18 protein-coding genes are annotated in these 17,365 nt (G+C 72.8%); 11 read left to right on the top strand and 7 right to left on the bottom strand.

Annotation, left to right across the window (positions count from 1 at the left end):
- Nucleotides 1-78 precede the first annotated feature (78 nt).
- Both C3492_RS34515 and C3492_RS34510 read left to right on the top strand, forming a co-directional pair.
- Nucleotides 79-666: a hypothetical protein gene (locus C3492_RS34515; protein ID WP_103816579.1), complete on the top strand. Its 588-nt coding sequence runs from the start codon at nucleotides 79-81 to the stop codon at nucleotides 664-666.
- Nucleotides 667-817: 151 nt separating this feature from the next.
- Nucleotides 818-1,486, top strand: coding sequence for a class F sortase (locus C3492_RS34510; RefSeq protein WP_103816578.1), 669 nt, complete (start codon nucleotides 818-820; stop codon nucleotides 1,484-1,486).
- A gap of 40 nt (nucleotides 1,487-1,526) precedes the next feature.
- Here C3492_RS34510 and C3492_RS34505 read toward each other — a convergent pair whose 3' ends face one another.
- The 3 genes from C3492_RS34505 to C3492_RS34495 form a co-directional block, all read right to left on the bottom strand.
- The gene (locus C3492_RS34505) at nucleotides 1,527-2,693 is read right to left on the bottom strand and encodes a GDSL-type esterase/lipase family protein (protein WP_103816577.1); all 1,167 of its coding nucleotides are present in this window, start codon (nucleotides 2,691-2,693) and stop codon (nucleotides 1,527-1,529) included.
- Between the two features lie 49 nt (nucleotides 2,694-2,742).
- Nucleotides 2,743-3,315 (bottom strand): TetR/AcrR family transcriptional regulator, encoded by a 573-nt coding sequence (locus C3492_RS34500; protein ID WP_103816576.1) that lies wholly within the window; start codon nucleotides 3,313-3,315, stop codon nucleotides 2,743-2,745.
- Nucleotides 3,316-3,600: 285 nt separating this feature from the next.
- The gene (locus tag C3492_RS34495; protein WP_103816575.1) at nucleotides 3,601-3,951 is read right to left on the bottom strand and encodes a helix-turn-helix domain-containing protein; all 351 of its coding nucleotides are present in this window, start codon (nucleotides 3,949-3,951) and stop codon (nucleotides 3,601-3,603) included.
- A 66-nt stretch (nucleotides 3,952-4,017) separates the two neighbouring features.
- On the opposite strand from C3492_RS34495, the gene C3492_RS34490 reads away from it, so the two are divergent.
- The 3 genes from C3492_RS34490 to C3492_RS34480 all read left to right on the top strand — a co-directional run bounded on the left by C3492_RS34490 (nucleotide 4,018) and on the right by C3492_RS34480 (nucleotide 8,513).
- Nucleotides 4,018-4,905: an NAD(P)-dependent oxidoreductase gene (locus C3492_RS34490; RefSeq protein WP_103816574.1), complete on the top strand. Its 888-nt coding sequence runs from the start codon at nucleotides 4,018-4,020 to the stop codon at nucleotides 4,903-4,905.
- 557 nt (nucleotides 4,906-5,462) lie between these two features.
- Nucleotides 5,463-6,416 (top strand): LysR family transcriptional regulator, encoded by a 954-nt coding sequence (locus C3492_RS34485; protein ID WP_103816573.1) that lies wholly within the window; start codon nucleotides 5,463-5,465, stop codon nucleotides 6,414-6,416.
- 147 nt (nucleotides 6,417-6,563) lie between these two features.
- The gene (locus C3492_RS34480; RefSeq protein WP_103816572.1) at nucleotides 6,564-8,513 is read left to right on the top strand and encodes a collagenase; all 1,950 of its coding nucleotides are present in this window, start codon (nucleotides 6,564-6,566) and stop codon (nucleotides 8,511-8,513) included.
- A 75-nt stretch (nucleotides 8,514-8,588) separates the two neighbouring features.
- Here the strand turns inward: C3492_RS34480 and C3492_RS34475 are convergent, their stop codons facing one another.
- On the bottom strand, nucleotides 8,589-10,034 hold the full coding sequence (locus C3492_RS34475; RefSeq protein WP_103816571.1) for a glyceraldehyde-3-phosphate dehydrogenase: 1,446 nt from the start codon (nucleotides 10,032-10,034) through the stop codon (nucleotides 8,589-8,591).
- Nucleotides 10,035-10,208: 174 nt separating this feature from the next.
- On the opposite strand from C3492_RS34475, the gene C3492_RS34470 reads away from it, so the two are divergent.
- Nucleotides 10,209-11,417, top strand: coding sequence for a hypothetical protein (locus C3492_RS34470; protein ID WP_374938408.1), 1,209 nt, complete (start codon nucleotides 10,209-10,211; stop codon nucleotides 11,415-11,417).
- 141 nt (nucleotides 11,418-11,558) lie between these two features.
- On the opposite strand, the gene C3492_RS34465 is transcribed toward C3492_RS34470, so the two are convergent.
- The gene (locus C3492_RS34465; RefSeq protein ID WP_103816570.1) at nucleotides 11,559-12,095 is read right to left on the bottom strand and encodes an STAS domain-containing protein; all 537 of its coding nucleotides are present in this window, start codon (nucleotides 12,093-12,095) and stop codon (nucleotides 11,559-11,561) included.
- 130 nt (nucleotides 12,096-12,225) lie between these two features.
- On the opposite strand from C3492_RS34465, the gene C3492_RS34460 reads away from it, so the two are divergent.
- A complete protein-coding gene (locus C3492_RS34460) occupies nucleotides 12,226-12,576 on the top strand; it encodes a helix-turn-helix domain-containing protein (protein ID WP_103816569.1) in 351 nt (116 codons plus the stop codon).
- Nucleotides 12,577-13,115: 539 nt separating this feature from the next.
- Nucleotides 13,116-13,808 carry an alpha/beta fold hydrolase gene (locus tag C3492_RS34455; RefSeq protein ID WP_103816568.1) on the top strand — a complete coding sequence of 231 codons (693 nt, stop codon included), beginning with the start codon at nucleotides 13,116-13,118 and terminating at the stop codon, nucleotides 13,806-13,808.
- Between the two features lie 33 nt (nucleotides 13,809-13,841).
- Here the strand turns inward: C3492_RS34455 and C3492_RS34450 are convergent, their stop codons facing one another.
- A complete protein-coding gene (locus C3492_RS34450; protein ID WP_103816567.1) occupies nucleotides 13,842-14,156 on the bottom strand; it encodes a hypothetical protein in 315 nt (104 codons plus the stop codon).
- 251 nt (nucleotides 14,157-14,407) lie between these two features.
- Here C3492_RS34450 and C3492_RS34445 point away from each other — a divergent pair, with 251 nt between their 5' ends.
- The 3 genes from C3492_RS34445 to C3492_RS34435 all read left to right on the top strand — a co-directional run bounded on the left by C3492_RS34445 (nucleotide 14,408) and on the right by C3492_RS34435 (nucleotide 16,841).
- Nucleotides 14,408-14,728 (top strand): hypothetical protein, encoded by a 321-nt coding sequence (locus C3492_RS34445; protein WP_103816566.1) that lies wholly within the window; start codon nucleotides 14,408-14,410, stop codon nucleotides 14,726-14,728.
- Between the two features lie 153 nt (nucleotides 14,729-14,881).
- Entirely contained in the window at nucleotides 14,882-15,712 is an 831-nt protein-coding gene (locus C3492_RS34440; RefSeq protein ID WP_103816565.1) for a PP2C family protein-serine/threonine phosphatase, read from the top strand.
- A gap of 103 nt (nucleotides 15,713-15,815) precedes the next feature.
- Nucleotides 15,816-16,841, top strand: a complete 1,026-nt coding sequence (locus C3492_RS34435; protein WP_103816564.1) for an MASE1 domain-containing protein — start codon at nucleotides 15,816-15,818, stop codon at nucleotides 16,839-16,841.
- 54 nt (nucleotides 16,842-16,895) lie between these two features.
- Here the strand turns inward: C3492_RS34435 and C3492_RS34430 are convergent, their stop codons facing one another.
- Nucleotides 16,896-17,246, bottom strand: a complete 351-nt coding sequence (locus tag C3492_RS34430) for a hypothetical protein (protein WP_103816563.1) — start codon at nucleotides 17,244-17,246, stop codon at nucleotides 16,896-16,898.
- Nucleotides 17,247-17,365 lie beyond the last annotated feature (119 nt).

Below are 17,365 nucleotides of genomic sequence, written 5' to 3'. Positions count from 1 at the left end.
GACGGTGGTTCATGTCGGGGCCGGGTCCATCCAGCTGATGAGGTATCCGCTGCCCGGTCACGGCGGAAGGACATCACTATGCGCTCTGCCCGCATGCTCCTGGCCACGGCGGCTGCCGCCGCCGCCCTATCCTTCACCGCACCCGGCGCCGCGTTCGCCGTAGCGGCCGAGCACGACGGCGGCGGCCGGGACGGCTCCTCATACAGCAAGGGGCACGACAACGACTCCGACGAGGACGAGGGATCCGACAGCGACCAGGACAAGGAGTACGGCAACAAGCGCGGCGGCGGCGGCGAACACGACGGGCCGCGCGGCGGAATGCACACGGGTGGCGGAGCGCTCGCCGCGGTGCGCAGCGAGGAGTGGGGTTCGGGCGGCGACAGCCGGTTCGACCCCGAGAGCTACCGCGACAAGGACGAGGGCGGGGGTGGCGAGAAGGGTGACAAGGGCGACCGGGGTGACAAGGGCGAGAAGGGCGACCGGGGCGAGAAGGGCGACAAGGGCGACTGGGGTGACGACCACGACAAGCCGCGCGGTGGCATGCACACCGGTGGCGGCGCGCTCGCCACACCCGGTGTCACCGCCGGCGGCCTCGCCGTCCTGGCCGTAGGCGCCGCCGGTGCCTACGCGCTGCGCCGCAAGAAGGCCGTCCAGCCGGCGTCCTGACGGGTCGTACGTCCCAGGGGCTGCGGACGCCGCCGGCGCGCCCCCGCGTCGGCGGCCCGCGCCCCCTGCGCCCCGCCCTGGACGCCGGTCCCGGCGCCGTCTTCCCCCGCCCTGATCCCCGTGCTGCCGTGCCCGAGTGAGGTGGTGTCCGATGGCAGATCCCTCTTCCCCGACCCCGTCAGGACCGGCGGCCGACGAGCAGCGCACCGGCTACGGCGGGCGGCTGACGCTGTGGGGTGTGGCGGCCGTCTTCCTCGCCGTCAGCGTGTTCGGCGGTCACCACCAGCCGGACGGCAAGCCGGAGGCGCACCGGGCCGCGGGCACCGGCGCCCCGCCGGCGACCGACTCCCGGCAGGCCGACGACGCCCTGCCGAGGTCCGCGCCGACCCGGCTGCGCATCCCGAAGATCTCCGTCGACGCCCCGTTCACCTCCCTGGAGCTCGGCGACTCGGGCCAGTTGCAGCCGCCGCCCGCCGCCGACACCAATCTCGTCGGCTGGTACGCCGACGGTGCCGCGCCCGGCGAGCGGGGCACCGCGATCATCGCCGGACACGTCGACACGGTGACCTCCCCGGCCGTCTTCGCCCACCTCGACGAGCTGGAGGCCGGCGACCGGTTCTCGGTGCGGCGGGCCGACGGGCGCACGGCGGACTTCGTCGTGGACAGCGCCGAGACCTTCGCCAAGGACGACTTCCCCAGCGAACGGGTGTACGCGGACGCGTCGCGCCCCGAGGTCCGGCTCATCACCTGTGCCGGGGACTACGACCGGACGGTGCGGGACTACACGGACAACCTGGTGGTCTTCGCGCACCTGGTGTGAGAGGGGCTCCGGTGCGAGCCGGGGCGCCGGCCCCCTCCGGTCAGGCGGCGCGGTCCGCGAAGGGCCCGTCCCCGGCGAACACCAGCTCCGCGAACCGCTCGCCGATGCGGCGGTGTCCGGCGGCGTCCGGGTGGAGGCCGTCGGGCAGTGGCAGCTCGGCGAAGTCGGCCTCCCCGTACAGCTCGCGGCCGTCCAGGTGGTACAGGGCCGGGTCCTCGGCCGCCCGTTCGCGCACGATCCGGGCCAGCTCCTGCCGGACGACCCGCAGGGTGAGCTTCCCGGCCGCACGCTCGGCCGGATCCCCGGTGGCCCGGTACCGCAGGCGGCCCTCGCCGAGGGCGGTCACGTCCATGGCGGTGGGGCCGGGCGTGTCCTCGTGCAGCGGGCACAGGACCGGCGAGACGACGAGCAGCGGGGTGCGGGGGTGCCCCTCGCGGACGGTGTCGAGGAAGCCGTGCACCGCGGGGCCGAAGGCACGCAGCCGCATCAGGTCGGTGTTGACCAGGTTGATGCCCAGCTTGACGCTGATCAGATCGGCGGGCGTGTCACGCAGCGCCCGGGCGGTGAACGGGTCGAGCAGCGCGCTGCCGCCCAGCCCGAGGTTGACCAGCTCCACTCCGCCCAGGGACGCGGCGAGCGCCGGCCAGGTGGTGGTGGGGCTCGCCGCGTCCGAGCCGTGGCTGATCGAGCTGCCGTGGTGCAGCCACACCCGGCGGCCCCGGTCCGGTACGGGCTCCACGGGGGCGTCGGCGCGCAGCGCGACCAGCTCGGTCGTCTCGTTGTGCGGCAGCCAGATCTCCACGTCCTTGACGGTGTCCGCAAGGCCGGTGAAGCGCACGGTGCCCACCGGGCCGGGCCGGTGTTCGGCGCAGCCGGTGCCCAGGTCGATGGTGAGGGTGTGGCCCTCGGTGAGGGAGGCGCTGCCGGCCGGGTGTCCGTCGACGAGCAGGTCGTACACGCCGTCCGGGCGGGGCGGCGCGCCGACGTAGACCCGCTTCGTCGGCAGGGTGTCCAGCTCGACGGTGGTGGCGCGGGTGCGCAGGGCCAGCCGTACGCCGGAGGGCTGGGACTCCGCCAGGGCCAGCTGCGGGTCGGCGCACTGGGCGCGGGCCCGGGCGGGCAGCCGGTGCGGCAGCAGGCCGTGCGCGGTGCGCTCCAGTTCGAGGGCACCGCATATCAGATCGGCGGTGAGGGGGATGGTGTGCATCGTGTCTGCCTGTGCTTCCGGAGGGACTGCCGTGCGGGAGCCGCGTGGTTCAGGACTGGGCGGGCCAGTTGCGCAGCAGGGAGTCGAGGGCGTCCAGGATCCGGGTCCAGGACTCCTGCGAGTCGGGCGCGCTGTGGCTGAACCCGCCGGCCGTCTCCAGGCTGACGTAGCCGTGGAAGACGCTGCCGAGGAGGCGGACCGCGTGGGTCTGGTCCGGCTCGGTCAGGTCGTAGCCGCGCAGGATCGCCCGGGTGAGCTGAGCGATCCGCACCCCCGCGCTGCCGGCCGCCGTCTCGGCGTCCAGCGGGTGACGGGCCGCCGCGTAGCGGCCGGGGTGCGCGCGGGCGTAGTCACGGTAGACGTTCGCGAAGGCGCCGAGGGCATCCTTGCCGGACCTGCCGGCCAGGGCCTCGGCCGCGCGGTCGGCCAGCTCCGCGAGGGCGAGCAGCGCGATCCGCGTCTTGAGGTCCTGTGAGCTCCTCAGGTGCGAGTACAGGCTCGCGACCTTGACGTCGAACCGCCGGGCCACCGCGGACACCGTCACCTGGTCGAAGCCGACCTCGTCGGCCAGCTCCGCGCCGGCCCGCACCAGGCGTTCGGTGGTCAGCCCCGCACGTGCCATGACTGTTTCTCCCGTCTGTCGAAAACCATTGTGCAATTTCCTAAAGGGTTTAGGCAAACAGGATCTCGGTTCAGGTCGGCTCAGCCGTGCGTGGACTCGCGGACCACCAGGAAGAACGGGCCCGGTTCTCCCGGGGTGCCGAACACCCACTTATTTGTGGGTACTTGGCAGCTCACGTCCGCCCGGGAGAGGCTGTTTCCCGAGGTCAGGGGTTGCCGGAGAACGGACGGGAGGCGACAGCGGCGGCAGACCCCGGACGTCGCAGCGCGGACGCCGCAGCGCACCTCAGGAGACCGCTTCACGCTCGCGGAGCCGCTCCAGACGGCGGTGACCCCACTCGGCCACCGGATCCAGGGCCGCGGCCAGATCGCGGCCGAACCCGGTCAGCGAGTACACGGTCTTCGGCGGCAGCACGTCGTGCACCTCCCGGTGCACCAGACCGTCGTCCGTCATCTCGCGCAGCGCCTGGGTCAGCACCTTCTCGCTCAGCCCGGGCAGTCTGCGGCGGAGTTCGCCGGGCCGGTGCGGGCCGGACTCCAGCAGCCACAGCAGCGACGTCTTCCACTTGCCGTCGATCACGGCGATCGCGGCGGTCACTCCGCAGACGTTCGGGTCCTGGGCACGGCTGCGCGTCATCGTCGTCCTCGATTCCGGTCGTGTCCTTGTTCTTCGTTCTTCCTCACCGACCACGGGAGTTGCAACATGTCCACATCTTCGGATCTTCCTGCCGTCACAGTCCTCGGTCTCGGTCCGATGGGCCGCGCGCTGGCGGGCGCCTTCCTGGCGGCCGGCCTGCCGACCACGGTCTGGAACCGCACACCGGGCAAGGAGCGGGAGCTGACCGGGCGCGGGGCGAACGCCGCCGGGTCGGCCGAAGAGGCCGTTTCCGCCTCGGAGCTGACCGTCGTCTGCGTGGTGAACCATGACGCCTCCGACGCGATCCTGCGCCCCGCCGACGTCACCCGTGCCCTGAAGGGCCGTACCGTCGTGAACCTGACCGCCGACACTCCGGAGCGAGCCCGGGACACCGGGGAGTGGGCGGCGGCCCACGGCATCGGCTACCTGGACGGTGCGATCATGACGCCGGCGCCCAGCATCGGCACGCCGGAGGCCGTCCTCCTGCACAGCGGCCCGCGCGACCTCTACGAGCGGCACCGGCCGGTGCTGGAGGCGCTCGGCGGGACGCACACCCACCTGGGCGAGGAGATCGGGCGCGCCGCCGCCTACGACATCGCGCTGCTCGACATCTTCTGGACCGCGATGGCGGGGTACGCGCACGCCGTGGCCGTCGCCCGCGCGGAGGGCGTCTCCGCCGGGGAACTGTCCCCCTTCGCCCAGGGCATCGCCGCCATCCTGCCTCCGCTGTTCGACCGGTTCGCGCAGAACGCCGACAGCGGCACCTACTCCGGCGAGATCAACCCCATCACCTCGGCCGCCTCCACCATGGCCCACGTCGTCGCCGTCTCCGAGTCCCACGGCATCGACGCGGGCGTCATGCGGGCCGTGGAGGGGCTGGCCCGCCGCGTCATCGGCCTCGGCCACGGCACGGACGGGTTCATGCGGGTGGCGGAGGTGCTGGGCCGGCACTGAGACGGCGCGGCACCGGAAGACCGGGCGCCCGGCGGCTCCTCACGACCGGGTGGCTGGTCACGACCGGGCCGCTCCTCACCGCCCGGCGGTCTGCCGACGGCGGCCGGTTCCGGGGTGTAGGACGCGCTCACCGCGCCGCACGCGCAGGTGGCGTCGGGCGGCGGTGCGCTCGGTGGTTTCCCTGGCGGGCCGATCGCGTCGGCCAGGACGTGGGCCTCACCGACGCGAGGCGGCCGTCGCGGTCGAGGGCGCCGAGCGGATCGCCGGGGATCCGGTGGCCGACCGCGGCCAAGACGCCCACCCGCTGGAGAACGAGCCGCCCCTCGGTCCGCAGGGCGGGGCGCACGGCCGCGGACCCGGGGTGCGCCGTGCCCGGGGCTTCTCCGCCGACGCGCATCCCCACCCTGGCGGACCTGCGGCTTGTGTCCGGGAGGGGACAATGGAACGCTTCGGTCCGCCGGTCGCGAGCAGCGGTCGGCGACGGCTGCGGCGGACCGGCGTGGTCGGCCCCCGGGGCGCGAGTGTACCGGGAGCCGCAATGGGCGGAGAGTGGAGCGATGGAGTTGGAGTTGCGGCACCTGCGGGTGCTGTGCGCGATCGCCGACGCGGGCAGCGTGGGCCGTGCCGCCGCACAGCTGGGCTACTCGCAGCCGGCCGTCAGCACCCAGCTGCGGCGCATCGAACGCCACCTCGGCGAGCCGCTCTTCGAGCGCGGGCCCGGCGGGGTCCGGCCGACCCGGTACGGCGCCGAGGTCGTCGAGCAGGCCCGGGACGTCCTCGCGCGGGCCGCCGCGATCGGGCACCGCCCGCCCGCAGCCCGCCCCCGCCGCACCCTGCGCGTGGCCGCGACGAACTCGCCCATGCTGTCCGGCACGGTCTCCCGGGTCCGTGCCCGGCTGCCGGAACTCTCCCTCTCGGTCACCAGCGTCTACGCGTCCTCGCGGATCGTCGAGCTGCTGGAGGAGGGCGCGGTGGACGCGGCCATCGCCGCCGACTACCCGGGCATGGAACTACGGCACTCGACCGCCGTACGGCATCGCGGCATCGTCACCGAGCCCACCTTCGTCGCCCTGCCCGCCCGTCACCGGCTCCGCCAGAGCGCCCAGGTCCAGCTCGCCGACCTCGCTGAGGACGCGTGGTTCGTGACCCCGGACGACGGCGCCGGCTGGCCGGGGGTGTTCTACGACGCCTGCGCCGCGGCCGGGTTCACCCCGGTGACCGTCCACGAGTGGCTCGGCGACCAGACCCAGCTGCAGAGCATGATCGCCGACGGTCTCGGGGTGTCCCTGGTGCAGCCGACGCTGCGGCCGATCCCGCACGTCACGGTCAAACCGCTGGTGGGCTCCCCGCTCTGGTGCCGTTATGTGCTGGCCTGGCGGCCGGACACCGTCACCGACGACACCGTGGAGACCCTGTTCCGGTCCGCCACGGACGCGTACCGCGACCTCGTCGCCCAGGCCCCGCACCTGCGTACCTGGGCCTCGCGGACCTGGAGCGTCGCCGGGGCGTAGGGGCGGGTCACGAGTGCGCCGCGATGTTATGAGCGGCGAGTGCCATGTGCTATGTCACACACCATTGTTGGGCCCGCGGTGCGCTGAGACAGTCCTTCACACGCCTCGACACCCCACAGAGGCGCATCCCTTCGTGGAGGACTCCCGATGCGCTATCGCTTCGCGCTGCCCGGACGCCTGCCGAGAGGCACGGCGGGCCGCATCGCCGGCGCCGCCGCCGTCTGCGTCACCCTGGCCGGCCTGCTGTCCACCCCGGCACTCGCCGCGCCCCGGCCGCACACCGCCACGGCCACCGCAGCCCGGGCGCACCTCTCCGTCCCGTCGCCCGCCGCCGCGTCCACCGTCGCGACCGAGCGCCCCGCGACCCAGGCCCGGCGGCTCAGCCCGGCCCAACTCCCGCCGCAGCGGCCCACGTCCACGAGGCACGCCGGGCCGCGCCAGGTGAAGGCGGCCTCCTGCGCCCCGGCCGACTTCGGCAGCCGTACCGGCTCCGCCCTCGTCTCCTACGTCAGGTCCGCGACCCCGGACTGCGTCAACACCCTCTTCTCGGTCACCGGCACGGACGCGCGCGACATCTTCCGCCAGGCCCAGATGCTCACGGTCGCCCACGCGTTCACCCGCACCGCCGGGCAGTACCGCGGCGACAACTCGGGCAGCCTGCTGCAACTGGTCCTCTTCCTGCGGGCCGGCTACTACGCGCGGTTCAACCACCCCGGGGACGTGGGCGCGTACACCTCCCGTCTCACCACCGCCGTCACGAGCGGCACGGACACCTTCTTCGCCCGCGCCCACTCCCGTGACGTCACGGCGGCCAACGGCGACATCCTCGGCGAGACCGTCATCCTCACCGACAGCGCCGACCAGCAGGGCCGTTACCTCTCCGTGTACCGGCGGCTGCTGACCGACTACGACAGCTCCTACGACTCGGTCGACAGCATGATCAGGGCCGTCAACGACGTCTACACACCGCTGTGGCGTGGCAACTGGAACCCGGCGTACGTGCGGGCGGTCGAGGCCGACCCGCGCATCGCCGGAACCCTGTACGACTTCGCGCTGGCCCACACCGACCAGCTCGGCACCGACCTGGCCTTCCTGGACGCCAACGCCGGGATGAACCTGGCCCGTTACACCGAGCACTCCGGACTGCGGGACACCGTACGCCCGTTGACCAAGGACCTGCTGGACCGGACGGGGATCACCGGCCCGACGGCCGGGCTCTGGGTGGCCGTGGCCACGCAGGCGAACTCCTACGACAAGGCCGACTGCTCCTACTACGACGTCTGCGACCTGCCGGAGAAGCTCGACAAGGCCGTCCTGCCGGTCACGCGGCACTGTGACGCGAACGTCACCGTCCGCGCCCAGGCGCTCACCGCCGCCGACCTCGACGCCGCCTGCGCCGGCGTGCTCCGCCAGGACGCCTGGTTCCGGTCGGTGGTGAAGGCCGACGGCGCGATACCCGGCCAGTACGCCTCCACGGTCCGGCTCGTGGTGTTCGCGAGCCGCGCCGACTACCGGACGTACGCCGGCGCGATGTACGGCATCAGCACCGACAACGGCGGCATGACGCTGGGCGGCGACCCGTCGGACCCGGCCAACGAGCCGATGTCGGTCATGTACCAGAAGGACCACGACGACGGCTTCCCGGCCCGGATCTGGAACCTCAACCACGAGTACACGCACTTCCTGGACGCCCGCGACGACATGAAGGGCGACTTCGCCCGGCAGATCTCCGTGCCGGACGTGTGGTGGATCGAGGGCGTCGCCGAGTACGTCTCCTACGGCTACCGCGGTCTCGCCGACGACCAGGCGGTCCAGGAGGCCGGCAGGCACACGTACAGGCTGAGCACCCTGTTCGAGAACACCTACGACAACAGCGACGTGACCCGGACCTACCCGTGGGGCTACCTCGCCGTGCGCTACATGGTCGAGCGGCACCCCGACGACGTCCAGCGCATGCTCGCCCGCTTCCGCGTCGGTGACTACGCCGGCGGACACGCCGTCTACCACGACGGCATCGGCACCCGCTACGACGCCGACTTCGACCAGTGGCTCACGGCGTGCGCCGCGGGCGCGTGCACCCGGCCGACGTCGGCCTGACCGTACCCGCCCAGCGGAACGGCCGCCGGCCGGAAACCCCGGTCGGCGGCCGTACGCGTCCACGGACCCGGGGAATCAGACCGCCGGCGCCGGGTACGTCGGGTACTCCACGCCGGACACGTGCTGGACGACCCGGACGACCTGGCAGGAGTAGCCGAACTCGTTGTCGTACCAGAGGTAGAGGATCGCGTTGTCCCCGTCCACCTTCAGCGCGCCGGCGTCCACGATCGAGGCGTGGCGCGAGCCGATGAAGTCGCTGGAGACCGCGTCGGGCGCCGTGATGAAGTCGATCTGCCGCTTCAGCGGCGAGGTGAGCGACACCTCGCGCAGGTAGTCGTGGACCTCCTCGCGGGTGGTCTCGCGGGCCAGCTGGAGGTTGAGGATCGCGATCGACACGTCCGGCACCGGGACGCGGATCGAGCTGCCGCTGATCTTCGCCTTGAGGTCGGGCAGCGCCTTGGCGACGGCGGAGGCGGCACCGGTCTCGGTGATGACCATGTTGAGCGGCGCGGAGCGGCCCCGGCGCTCGGACTTGTGGTAGTTGTCCAGCAGGTTCTGGTCGTTGGTGAACGAGTGGACCGTCTCCACGTGGCCGCGCAGCACGCCGTACTCGTCGTCCATGGCCTTCAGCGGCGGCACGATCGCGTTGGTGGTGCAGGAGGCGCAGGACAGGATCTGCTCGTCCGGCTTGACGGTGTCGTGGTTGACGCCGTGCACGATGTTCGGGACGTCGCCCTTGCCCGGCGCGGTCAGCACGACCTTCTCGATGCCGGGGCGCAGGTGCTGGGACAGGCCCTCGCGGTCGCGCCACTTCCCCGTGTTGTCGATGAGGATGGCGTCCCGGATGCCGTACTCGGTGTAGTCCACCTGCGACGGGTCGTCCGCGTAGATCACCTTGATGGCGTTGCCGTTGGCGACGATCGTGCTGCTGTCCTCGTCGACGGTGATCGTGCCCTGGAACTGACCGTGGATGGAGTCGCGGCGCAGCAGCGAGGCGCGCTTGACGATGTCCTGCGCGCCGCCGCCGCGCACGACGATGGCGCGCAGCCTGAGGCCGTTGCCGGAGCCGGCCTTCTCGATCAGCAGCCGGGCGACGAGCCGGCCGATGCGACCGAAGCCGTAGAGCACGACATCGCGCGGCTCGCGTCGCTCGATCCTGTTCGCACCGGTGGCACCGGCGACCGCCTCGGCGGTGAACTCCGCCACGCTCAGGCCGCGGTCGTCGGCCTTGTAGGTGGTGACCAGCATGCCGAGGTCGATCTGCGACGGCCCGAGGTCGAGGGCGGTCAGGGCCTGGAGGAACGGCATGGTCTCGGTGACCGACAGCTCGGCACCGGCGATCTGCCGGGCGAAGCGGTGCGTCTTCAGGATGCTGACCACCGACTTGTTCACCAGGGAGCGGCTGTGCAGCAGGACGGTCACGTCCCGCTCGCGGTGCAGCTTCCCGATGAGCGGGATCATCGACTCCGCGATCTCCTCGCGGATCTTCCAGTTGGTGAACGAGTCGTCGTTGACAGTCACAGATCCATCTTTCGAGCTAGGCAGCGCTCATATGATAACCACACCCCTTGTGGGTCCCCTTGACGGGGTGAGCGGGGCCGGTGACGCGTCCGGACGCGTGAAAACCGGGGGAGGGGTGGCGGAAACCCGGGTCGCGCGTTGCGCCTGCCCACCGGCGTGCCCAAGGTCGACGCCGTGAGCACCTCCTCCGTCCCCCGGCCCGAACCGACGGCCCCCTCCGGACCCCTGAGGCGCCCTCGCCTTCCCCGGCCGACCGGGCCCGGCCGGCCGCAGGGCGTCCTGCCGGCGCTCGCCCTGTTCGCGGCCGTCCGGCTCGCCGGGCTCCTCACGGTGATCCTCACGAACGCGCTCCGGGGACATCCGCTGGTCAGGAACCTGGCCCACTCCTGGGACTCGCGCTGGTACCTGCACATCGCCACCCACGGCTACGGCCGCCTCGTCTGGATCTCCCCGCAGGGCGCCGTCCAGACCGACTGGGCGTTCTTCCCCCTCTACCCGGCGCTCGTCCGGGCGCTGACCGCCGTCCTGCCGCTCACCCCGGGCCGGTCCGCCCTGCTCATCTCCTGGACGGCCGCGGGCGTGGCCGCGTACGGCATCTACCTCGTCGGCCACCATCTGTACGGCCGGGGCGTCGCCACCACGCTGGTCGCCCTGTGGGCCGCGCTGCCGCACGCCGTCGAACTGACCATCGCCTACACGGAGTCGCTGTTCGCCGCACTCGCCGCGTGGGCGCTGTACTGCGTGCTCAGGGGCCGCTGGCTGTGGGCCGGCACGCTGTCCGCGCTGGCGGGCCTGGCGCGGCCGAGCGGATTCGCGGTGGCGGTGGCCGTCGCCCTGGCCGCCGGGCACCAGGCGGTGCGGCAGCGCGGCCGGGCCCCGGCGCGGCTGTGGGCCGGGGCGCTGCTGGCCCCCCTGGGCTGGCTGGGCTACGTGCTGTGGGTGGGGAGCCGTACGGGAGACCTGCTCGGCGGCTACTTCACGGTCCAGCGCGCCTGGGACTCCCGCTTCGACTTCGGCGCCGGCTCGGTGCGCTTCCTCAAGGCCCTGTTCCTCTACGGCGGGGGCGTCGTCTACCCGGCGGCCCTCCTGATCGTCGTGACGGGTGTCCTGCTGTTCGCCCTGCTCTGCCTGGACCGCCCCCCGCCGGCCCTGGCGGTCTTCTCCGGCGTCCTGGTCCTCCTCGTGGTCGGCGGCTCCGGTTCCTTCTCCTCCAAGCCGCGGTTCCTGCTGCCGGCCTTCCCGCTGCTCGTCCCGGTGGCACGCGCCCTGGCCCGCACCTGGTGGCTGCGCCCGCCGGCGGCGATGGTCGTCTACGGCGCCCTCACCCTGGTGTCCCTGCTGTTCGGCGCCTATGTGACGGCGGTGGCCCACTCCCCGCTGTGAGCCGCCTCGCGCATCACAGGAGCGGTGCCTGCCGGTCCGGATGCCCGGCCCCGGATGGCGAACCGGTCGTGCGGGCCCGTGCACGCTCTCGGGTGGGGCGTTGCGGTGCCGTGCGGACCCCAGTGGGTCGCGGCCCGTGCCTCAGTACCGCGGGGCCTGGCGGCATCCGATCCCGTTCGTGCGACCACGGGAGGACATGTGGCCCAGTGAGGTCCCCGTCCCCGTTTTCGGTGCGGGGGCGGTGGCCGGGGCCGGGTGATGCAGTTCGCTGCGCGGCGGGTCCGGCGGCGTGAAGAGCTCCTGGGCTCCGAGGAGACCGAGCAGCCTGTCGACCATGCGGCTGCCGACGCGGATGAAGACCGTTTTGCCCTGGCTGTCGGCGCGCTGCCGCAGCTCCATCAGGGCGGCCAGGCCGGCGCAGTCGCAGAAGTCGAGCCCGCCCAGGTCCAGGTCGAGGCCTGCGTCGGACGCGGCGAGTGCTCTGTGCAGGCCGGGGCGGAGCCCGTCCGCGGAGTCGAGATCCAGCTCGCCCAGGATCTGGACGCGGATCCGCCTCCCTAGCGGCGCGTAGGAGGCAGTCGCCAAGCCGGTCGGCAGGGGCTTGTCCGGGTCCCGACTTCCCGGGCACGGCAGGTCGGACCCGCCGGCCGGCTGGGCCTCGTGGATGCGGTGGTACATGGCTTGCTCCCGCATGTGTGCGCAGGGGACTGAGTCAACACTGCCCCTTCACCCGGATGTACGTCAACTAATACACGAATCTCCATACGTGTTTTTGAGTGCATGAATGTCCAGTCGGTAGACTCGGGGCATGGATGGAGTGCCTGAGCCGCACAGCGGGTGGACCTTCCTGACGAACCATGCCCGCGTGCTTGCGGCCATCGCGGACAACCCACATGCGCGCATTCGGGACATCGCCGCGCGCTGTCGGCTCACTGAGCGCGCTGTGCAGAAGATCATTGTGGACCTGGAGCAGGATGGTTACCTTTCCCACACCCGGGAGGGGCGCGGCAACACCTACCGGATCGATCCCAGCAAGACCCTGCGGCATCCAGCCGAAGCGGGAATCGGCCTGACGGTCGCCTCGCTCCTGTCGATGCTCGTCCACGACGAGGCAGAACGTTCGAGTCATCCTGATTCGACCGATGTGATGACAGTGTGAGCGCGCCGAGTTCGTGTCGGCCGGGCGGCAGACGAGCCGGGCATCGCTCCGTACGGGTGTGTCAGCCATCGGGGGTCAGGTCGATGCACTCCGGTGTCTCGCCGCGGCGCGCGCCTCGTCCGTCTCCTGTGATCCCGTGTCGCCGACGACCCGGAGCATCTTCTCGGCCGGGCGGCCCTCTGCCTGTGCGCCGTTTCCGGTGACATGTGCGGGCACACGGAGGGCGCGTACCAGGCCGGGACCCGGAGGACGGCGGCCCGGTGGTGGCGTGATCACGGAGAAGCCCGACGCTGAGCACGGGGGGCCGACGCTGAGCGCGCAGGAGTCGACGCGAGGAAAGCCACCGGACGGCCGGTGGCTACCGTCCGGATGCCTCGGGGCTGGACGTGCCCGGCACGCTGACGTGCCGACACGGGCGCGCGCCACCCGGATTTCGGTGTCGCGCGCGGGACGATGGACGCCGGCCGTCCGCCGGGTCTGGATCCGGCGCCGGCCGTGATGACATGATCAGCCGGAGCAGGACGGGGGAGGCGGTGCCGATGAGGCTGCACACGCACGAGTGGGGGACCGGCGAGCGGATCGCCGTCCTCGTGCACGGAATCATGTCCGACCACCGCACCTGGCACCGGGTCGCACCGGTCCTCGCCGGCAAGGGCTACCGGGTCGTCGGCGTGGACCTGCGCGGGCACGGCGCGAGCGGCCGGGGCGAGTACAGCCCCGAGACCTGGGCGGGCGACCTCGTCGAAACCCTCCCGGAACGCCCGGAACTGGTGATCGGTCACTCGCTCGGGGCCATGGCCCTGGCCGGCGCCGTCGAACGGCTGGTGCCCGCCCGGGCCGTCTACTGCGACCCCGCCTGGGACCTACGCCGGAAACTGGTCGAGGCGTCCGTGTACTTCGCCGCCTTCAAGTCCGCGAACCGCGCGATGATCAGGAGTCTCAACCCGCGCTGGGACGAGGCCGACGTGGACGTGGAACTGGCCACGCTCGCCGACTGGGACCCCGCCTCGGCCCGCGTCCTCCCGGACATCTACGCGGTCAGCCGGACACCGGCGCGCCCGGTGGTGCCCTCCCTGGTGGTACTGGCCGGCGCCGGTGAACTCGTACGGCCCGGGCTGGACGAGGAGCTGGTGCGGCGGGGCTTCGAGGTCCGGACGGTCGCGGGAGCCGGGCACTGCGTCTACCGTGACGACTTCGACGGCTTCATGGGCGCGCTCGACGGCTGGATCTGAGGGGGGCTCACGCCCCCGGGCCGCGCGGAACGGTCAGCGCGGGTTGAAGACCACGCTGGCGAAGCGGGAGTTGGCGGGCGCCGACCGGCCGGGGGCGAGCCGCGACGCCGAGCCCTTGCACCTCTTCTTCGTGTAGACGACGAGCGGCTTCTTCGTCCCGTTGCGGGCGCCGCGCGCCTCCTGGGCCATGTCGAGGCACTTGTGGTCCGGCGGGTTGTCGATGGCGTACGCCTTGCCCTGGGGTCCGATCCAGACGAACGTGCCGTCGGCGGCGAGCGCGGAGCCCGTGGTGGTCAGAGCGAGGGCGAGACCGCCGAGTACGGCGGCGAGCGAACGACACGGGCGCATGAGCGTGGCCTTCCTTGACATGGAGGAGTCCTTCGACATGGGGGGAGTCCTCCGCCGGACGGGGCGGGGGAGGGGCGGACCGGGGGCCGCAGCCGTAATCTCCCACCCCCGGCGCACCGGACCCCGGAGCCGACACGGGCACGTCCACCGTCCGGGGGACGACGCCGGACCCGGGGCGACGCCCCGCTGTCCGCTGTGCGAAGCCGGCGAATCGGGGTAGACGGGGGGACGCCCGAGGAAAGGACCGTCTCATGACGACCTACGTGATCAGCGTCCCCGGCACCTTCACCACCGGGATCGAGTCCGACACCCGCTCCCGGCTGGCCCGGGCGCTCCGGCCCGCCGATCCGCACGGCACGCACATGGGCAGCGCCGAGGACCTGGACGCGCTCAGCGTCAACGACGACAACACCTTCACCCTGCGCCTGACCGTGGAGGCCGACACCGGCCGGCACGCCGAGGAGGAGGCCCGCAGGCTCGCGGACTCCGCGCTCCAGCAGGCGGGACTGGACGAGCGGACCGCGCCGCTCGGGCCCGCGGTGATCACCGGCATCGACTCCGAGGTCCGCTGACCGCGAGCACGACCGGGACACGGACGGGCCGGGGTCCGGGCCCGGCCGGCCATCCGCGAGGCGCGATCACCTTATTTAGGTAAAATCTAGACGTTTGCCGAAAATTCACGCGCCCGGCCCTCCGAGGGTCACCCGCCCCGCCGGAAGTGATCGATGCCCCGCAAGCGCACCACGGACGAAGGCGACGAGCTGCTGGCCAGACTCGGTTCGCTCACCGCCCAGGCGCGCAGGCGCGCGGAGCTGCAACGCACCCAGGTCGAGCTGGCCATCGCCCTGCAACGCGGCATGCTCCCCCGGGACCTGCCGGCCGCGCCCGGTCTCCATCTCGCGGTGCGGTACGCGCCGGCCAACCTCGGTCTCAACGTGGGCGGCGACTGGTACGACGCCTTCACCCTGCCCGACGGCCGGATCGGGCTGTCCATCGGCGACGTACAGGGCCACAACATCGAGGCCGCCGCCTTCATGGGCCAGGTCAGAGCCGGAGTGCGGGCGCTCGCCTCGGTCACCGGCGATCCCGGGGAGCTGCTGGCCCGCACCAACGACCTGCTGCTCTCCCTGGGCAGCGATCTGTTCGCCACCTGCACCTTCATGCGGCTCGACCCGGCCACCGGGGTGCTGGAGAGCGCCCGGGCCGGTCACATCCCCTTCATCTGGGCCACGGCGGACGGGAAGTCCGGCGTCGTCGACGACGAGGGCGGACCGCCGCTCGGCATCGAACAGAACATCGAGTTCCCTGTCACCCGGCACCGGCTCACCACCGGCGGGGTCTTCGTCCTGCTGACCGACGGTGTCGTGGAGGGGCCGTCGCTGAACATCGAGGACGGCCTCGACCAGGTGGTACGGCTCGCCGGCATCGCCGCCGTCGCCGGTCTGGAGGCCCGCGCGCTCGCCGCGGCCGTGATCAAGGGTGCCGAGAACGTCGGGCACGAGGACGACGCCGCCGTCCTGGTCGTGGGCCTGGACGGCCCCGCCGCCCCGGCGTGAGCGGTCCGGTGCCCGGGGTCTGCACCGGGTCCGTCAGCCATAGGGCCGGGCCGCCGGGCGCCTCGCCTCGCCGACCGGCGGGCATCGGTGTGAGATTGCTGCTGTGGTGGGTTTCGAGGAGCTGCGCCGGCCGGGCGGCCGTGCCGTCCAGCTGCTGGCCGTCGCCGCCTGCTACTACGCGGCGGCCCGGCTCGGCCTGCTGCGCCAGCTGACCGTCGAGGGCGCCGTCGTCACGCCCATCTGGCCGCCGACCGGCGTCGCCGTCGCCGCGCTGCTCATCCTCGGCCTGGGCTGCTGGCCCGGCATCACGCTCGGCGCCTTCTTCGCCGTCCTGTCCCTCAGCGCACCCGGTCCCGACGTGCTCGGCATCCTCTTCGGGAACACCGCCGCACCCCTGTGCGCTGCGCTGCTGCTGCGCCGGGCCGGTTTCCGCACCGACCTCAGCCGGCTGCGCGACGGCCTCGCCCTCGTGTTCCTGGGCGCGCTGGGCGCCATGCTGGTCAGCGCGACCGTCGGCGTCGGCGTCCTCGCCCTGACGGGCAGCGTGCCCCCGCACAGCTTCTGGCCCGTCTGGCTCGCCTGGTGGGTGGGCGACGCGATGGGTGTCCTGCTGGTCACCCCGCTGCTGCTGTTGCTGCGCCGCGTCCGCCGGGCAGTGCCCATGCGGCGCTGGAAGGAGGCGACAACGCTGGCCGTCGTCGCCTGCGCCCTCGTACCGCTGGCCGCCCACAGCTCGCTCAGCCTGCTCTTCCTCGTCTACCCGCTCATCATCTGGGCGGCCCTGCGGTTCCAGCTCGCGGGCAGTGTCCTCTGCGCGTTGCTGACCTCCGTGGTGGCCACCGTCGCCGCCACGGACGGCGTCGGCGCGTTCACCGGTCTGAGCCGGATCGAGGTCATGGTCAAGCTCCAGGCCTTCAACGGCGCCATGGCCCTGACCGCGCTGCTGCTGTCCGCCGTGATCACCGAGCAGCGCAACACCCGGAGCTCGGTGGAGAAGGCCTGCCAGGAACTGGTGGAGGTGCTGGAGCACCTCACCGCGGGCGAGGCGCCGCGGCCCCGGCCGCAGACGGAGGCCGACGACATCGCCGACGACATCGACGACCGGCCGTGGCCCACCGGGGCACCGTAGGGACGTCCCACGGCACCGGCGAACCTTCCGCGGGTCCCTCGTCGCCGTGGCGTGTCATCGTCCGGAGCGGTTCACCGACCCCTCGTCGTCACTGCCCGGCTCCGCGGCCGGCGTCCCCGCCGACGTGGACCGGTGCTCCCGGGACGGCGGGTGGGCGGCACCGGTGGCGCCGGGATGGCCGCCCCCCGTCGTGCCGTAGCCGCCGGGAATCCCCGGCGGTGTGTCCGCGGCGGCCTGCGCCTCGCTGATGTGCCGCCGGGCCCGGACGTTCGCCCGGCGCTCCGGGTACGGGTAGTCGAACGGCTGGGACGCGGCACGCTCGCTGTCCGCCTCGCGCTGCCGGCGCGCGGCCCGCTCGGCCGCCGTCGCGTTCTCGTCCTGTCGCTTGCGCTCATGGTCCTTCATGCGGCGCCGGGTACCCGGGCTCCCGCCACCGCCAACGTCCGTCCCGGCGTGTCGGACGGCCCGCCGGGGGCACTGGGAGACGATGGGCCGAGTCCGTACGGGCACAGGGCCGGACCGGG

It is taken from the genome of Streptomyces sp. Ru62, from assembly GCF_002920615.1.
Lineage (GTDB): Bacteria > Actinomycetota > Actinomycetes > Streptomycetales > Streptomycetaceae > Streptomyces.
Note: the sequence above shows the minus strand (reverse complement) of the source record. Positions and strands in the feature narration are given on the sequence as shown.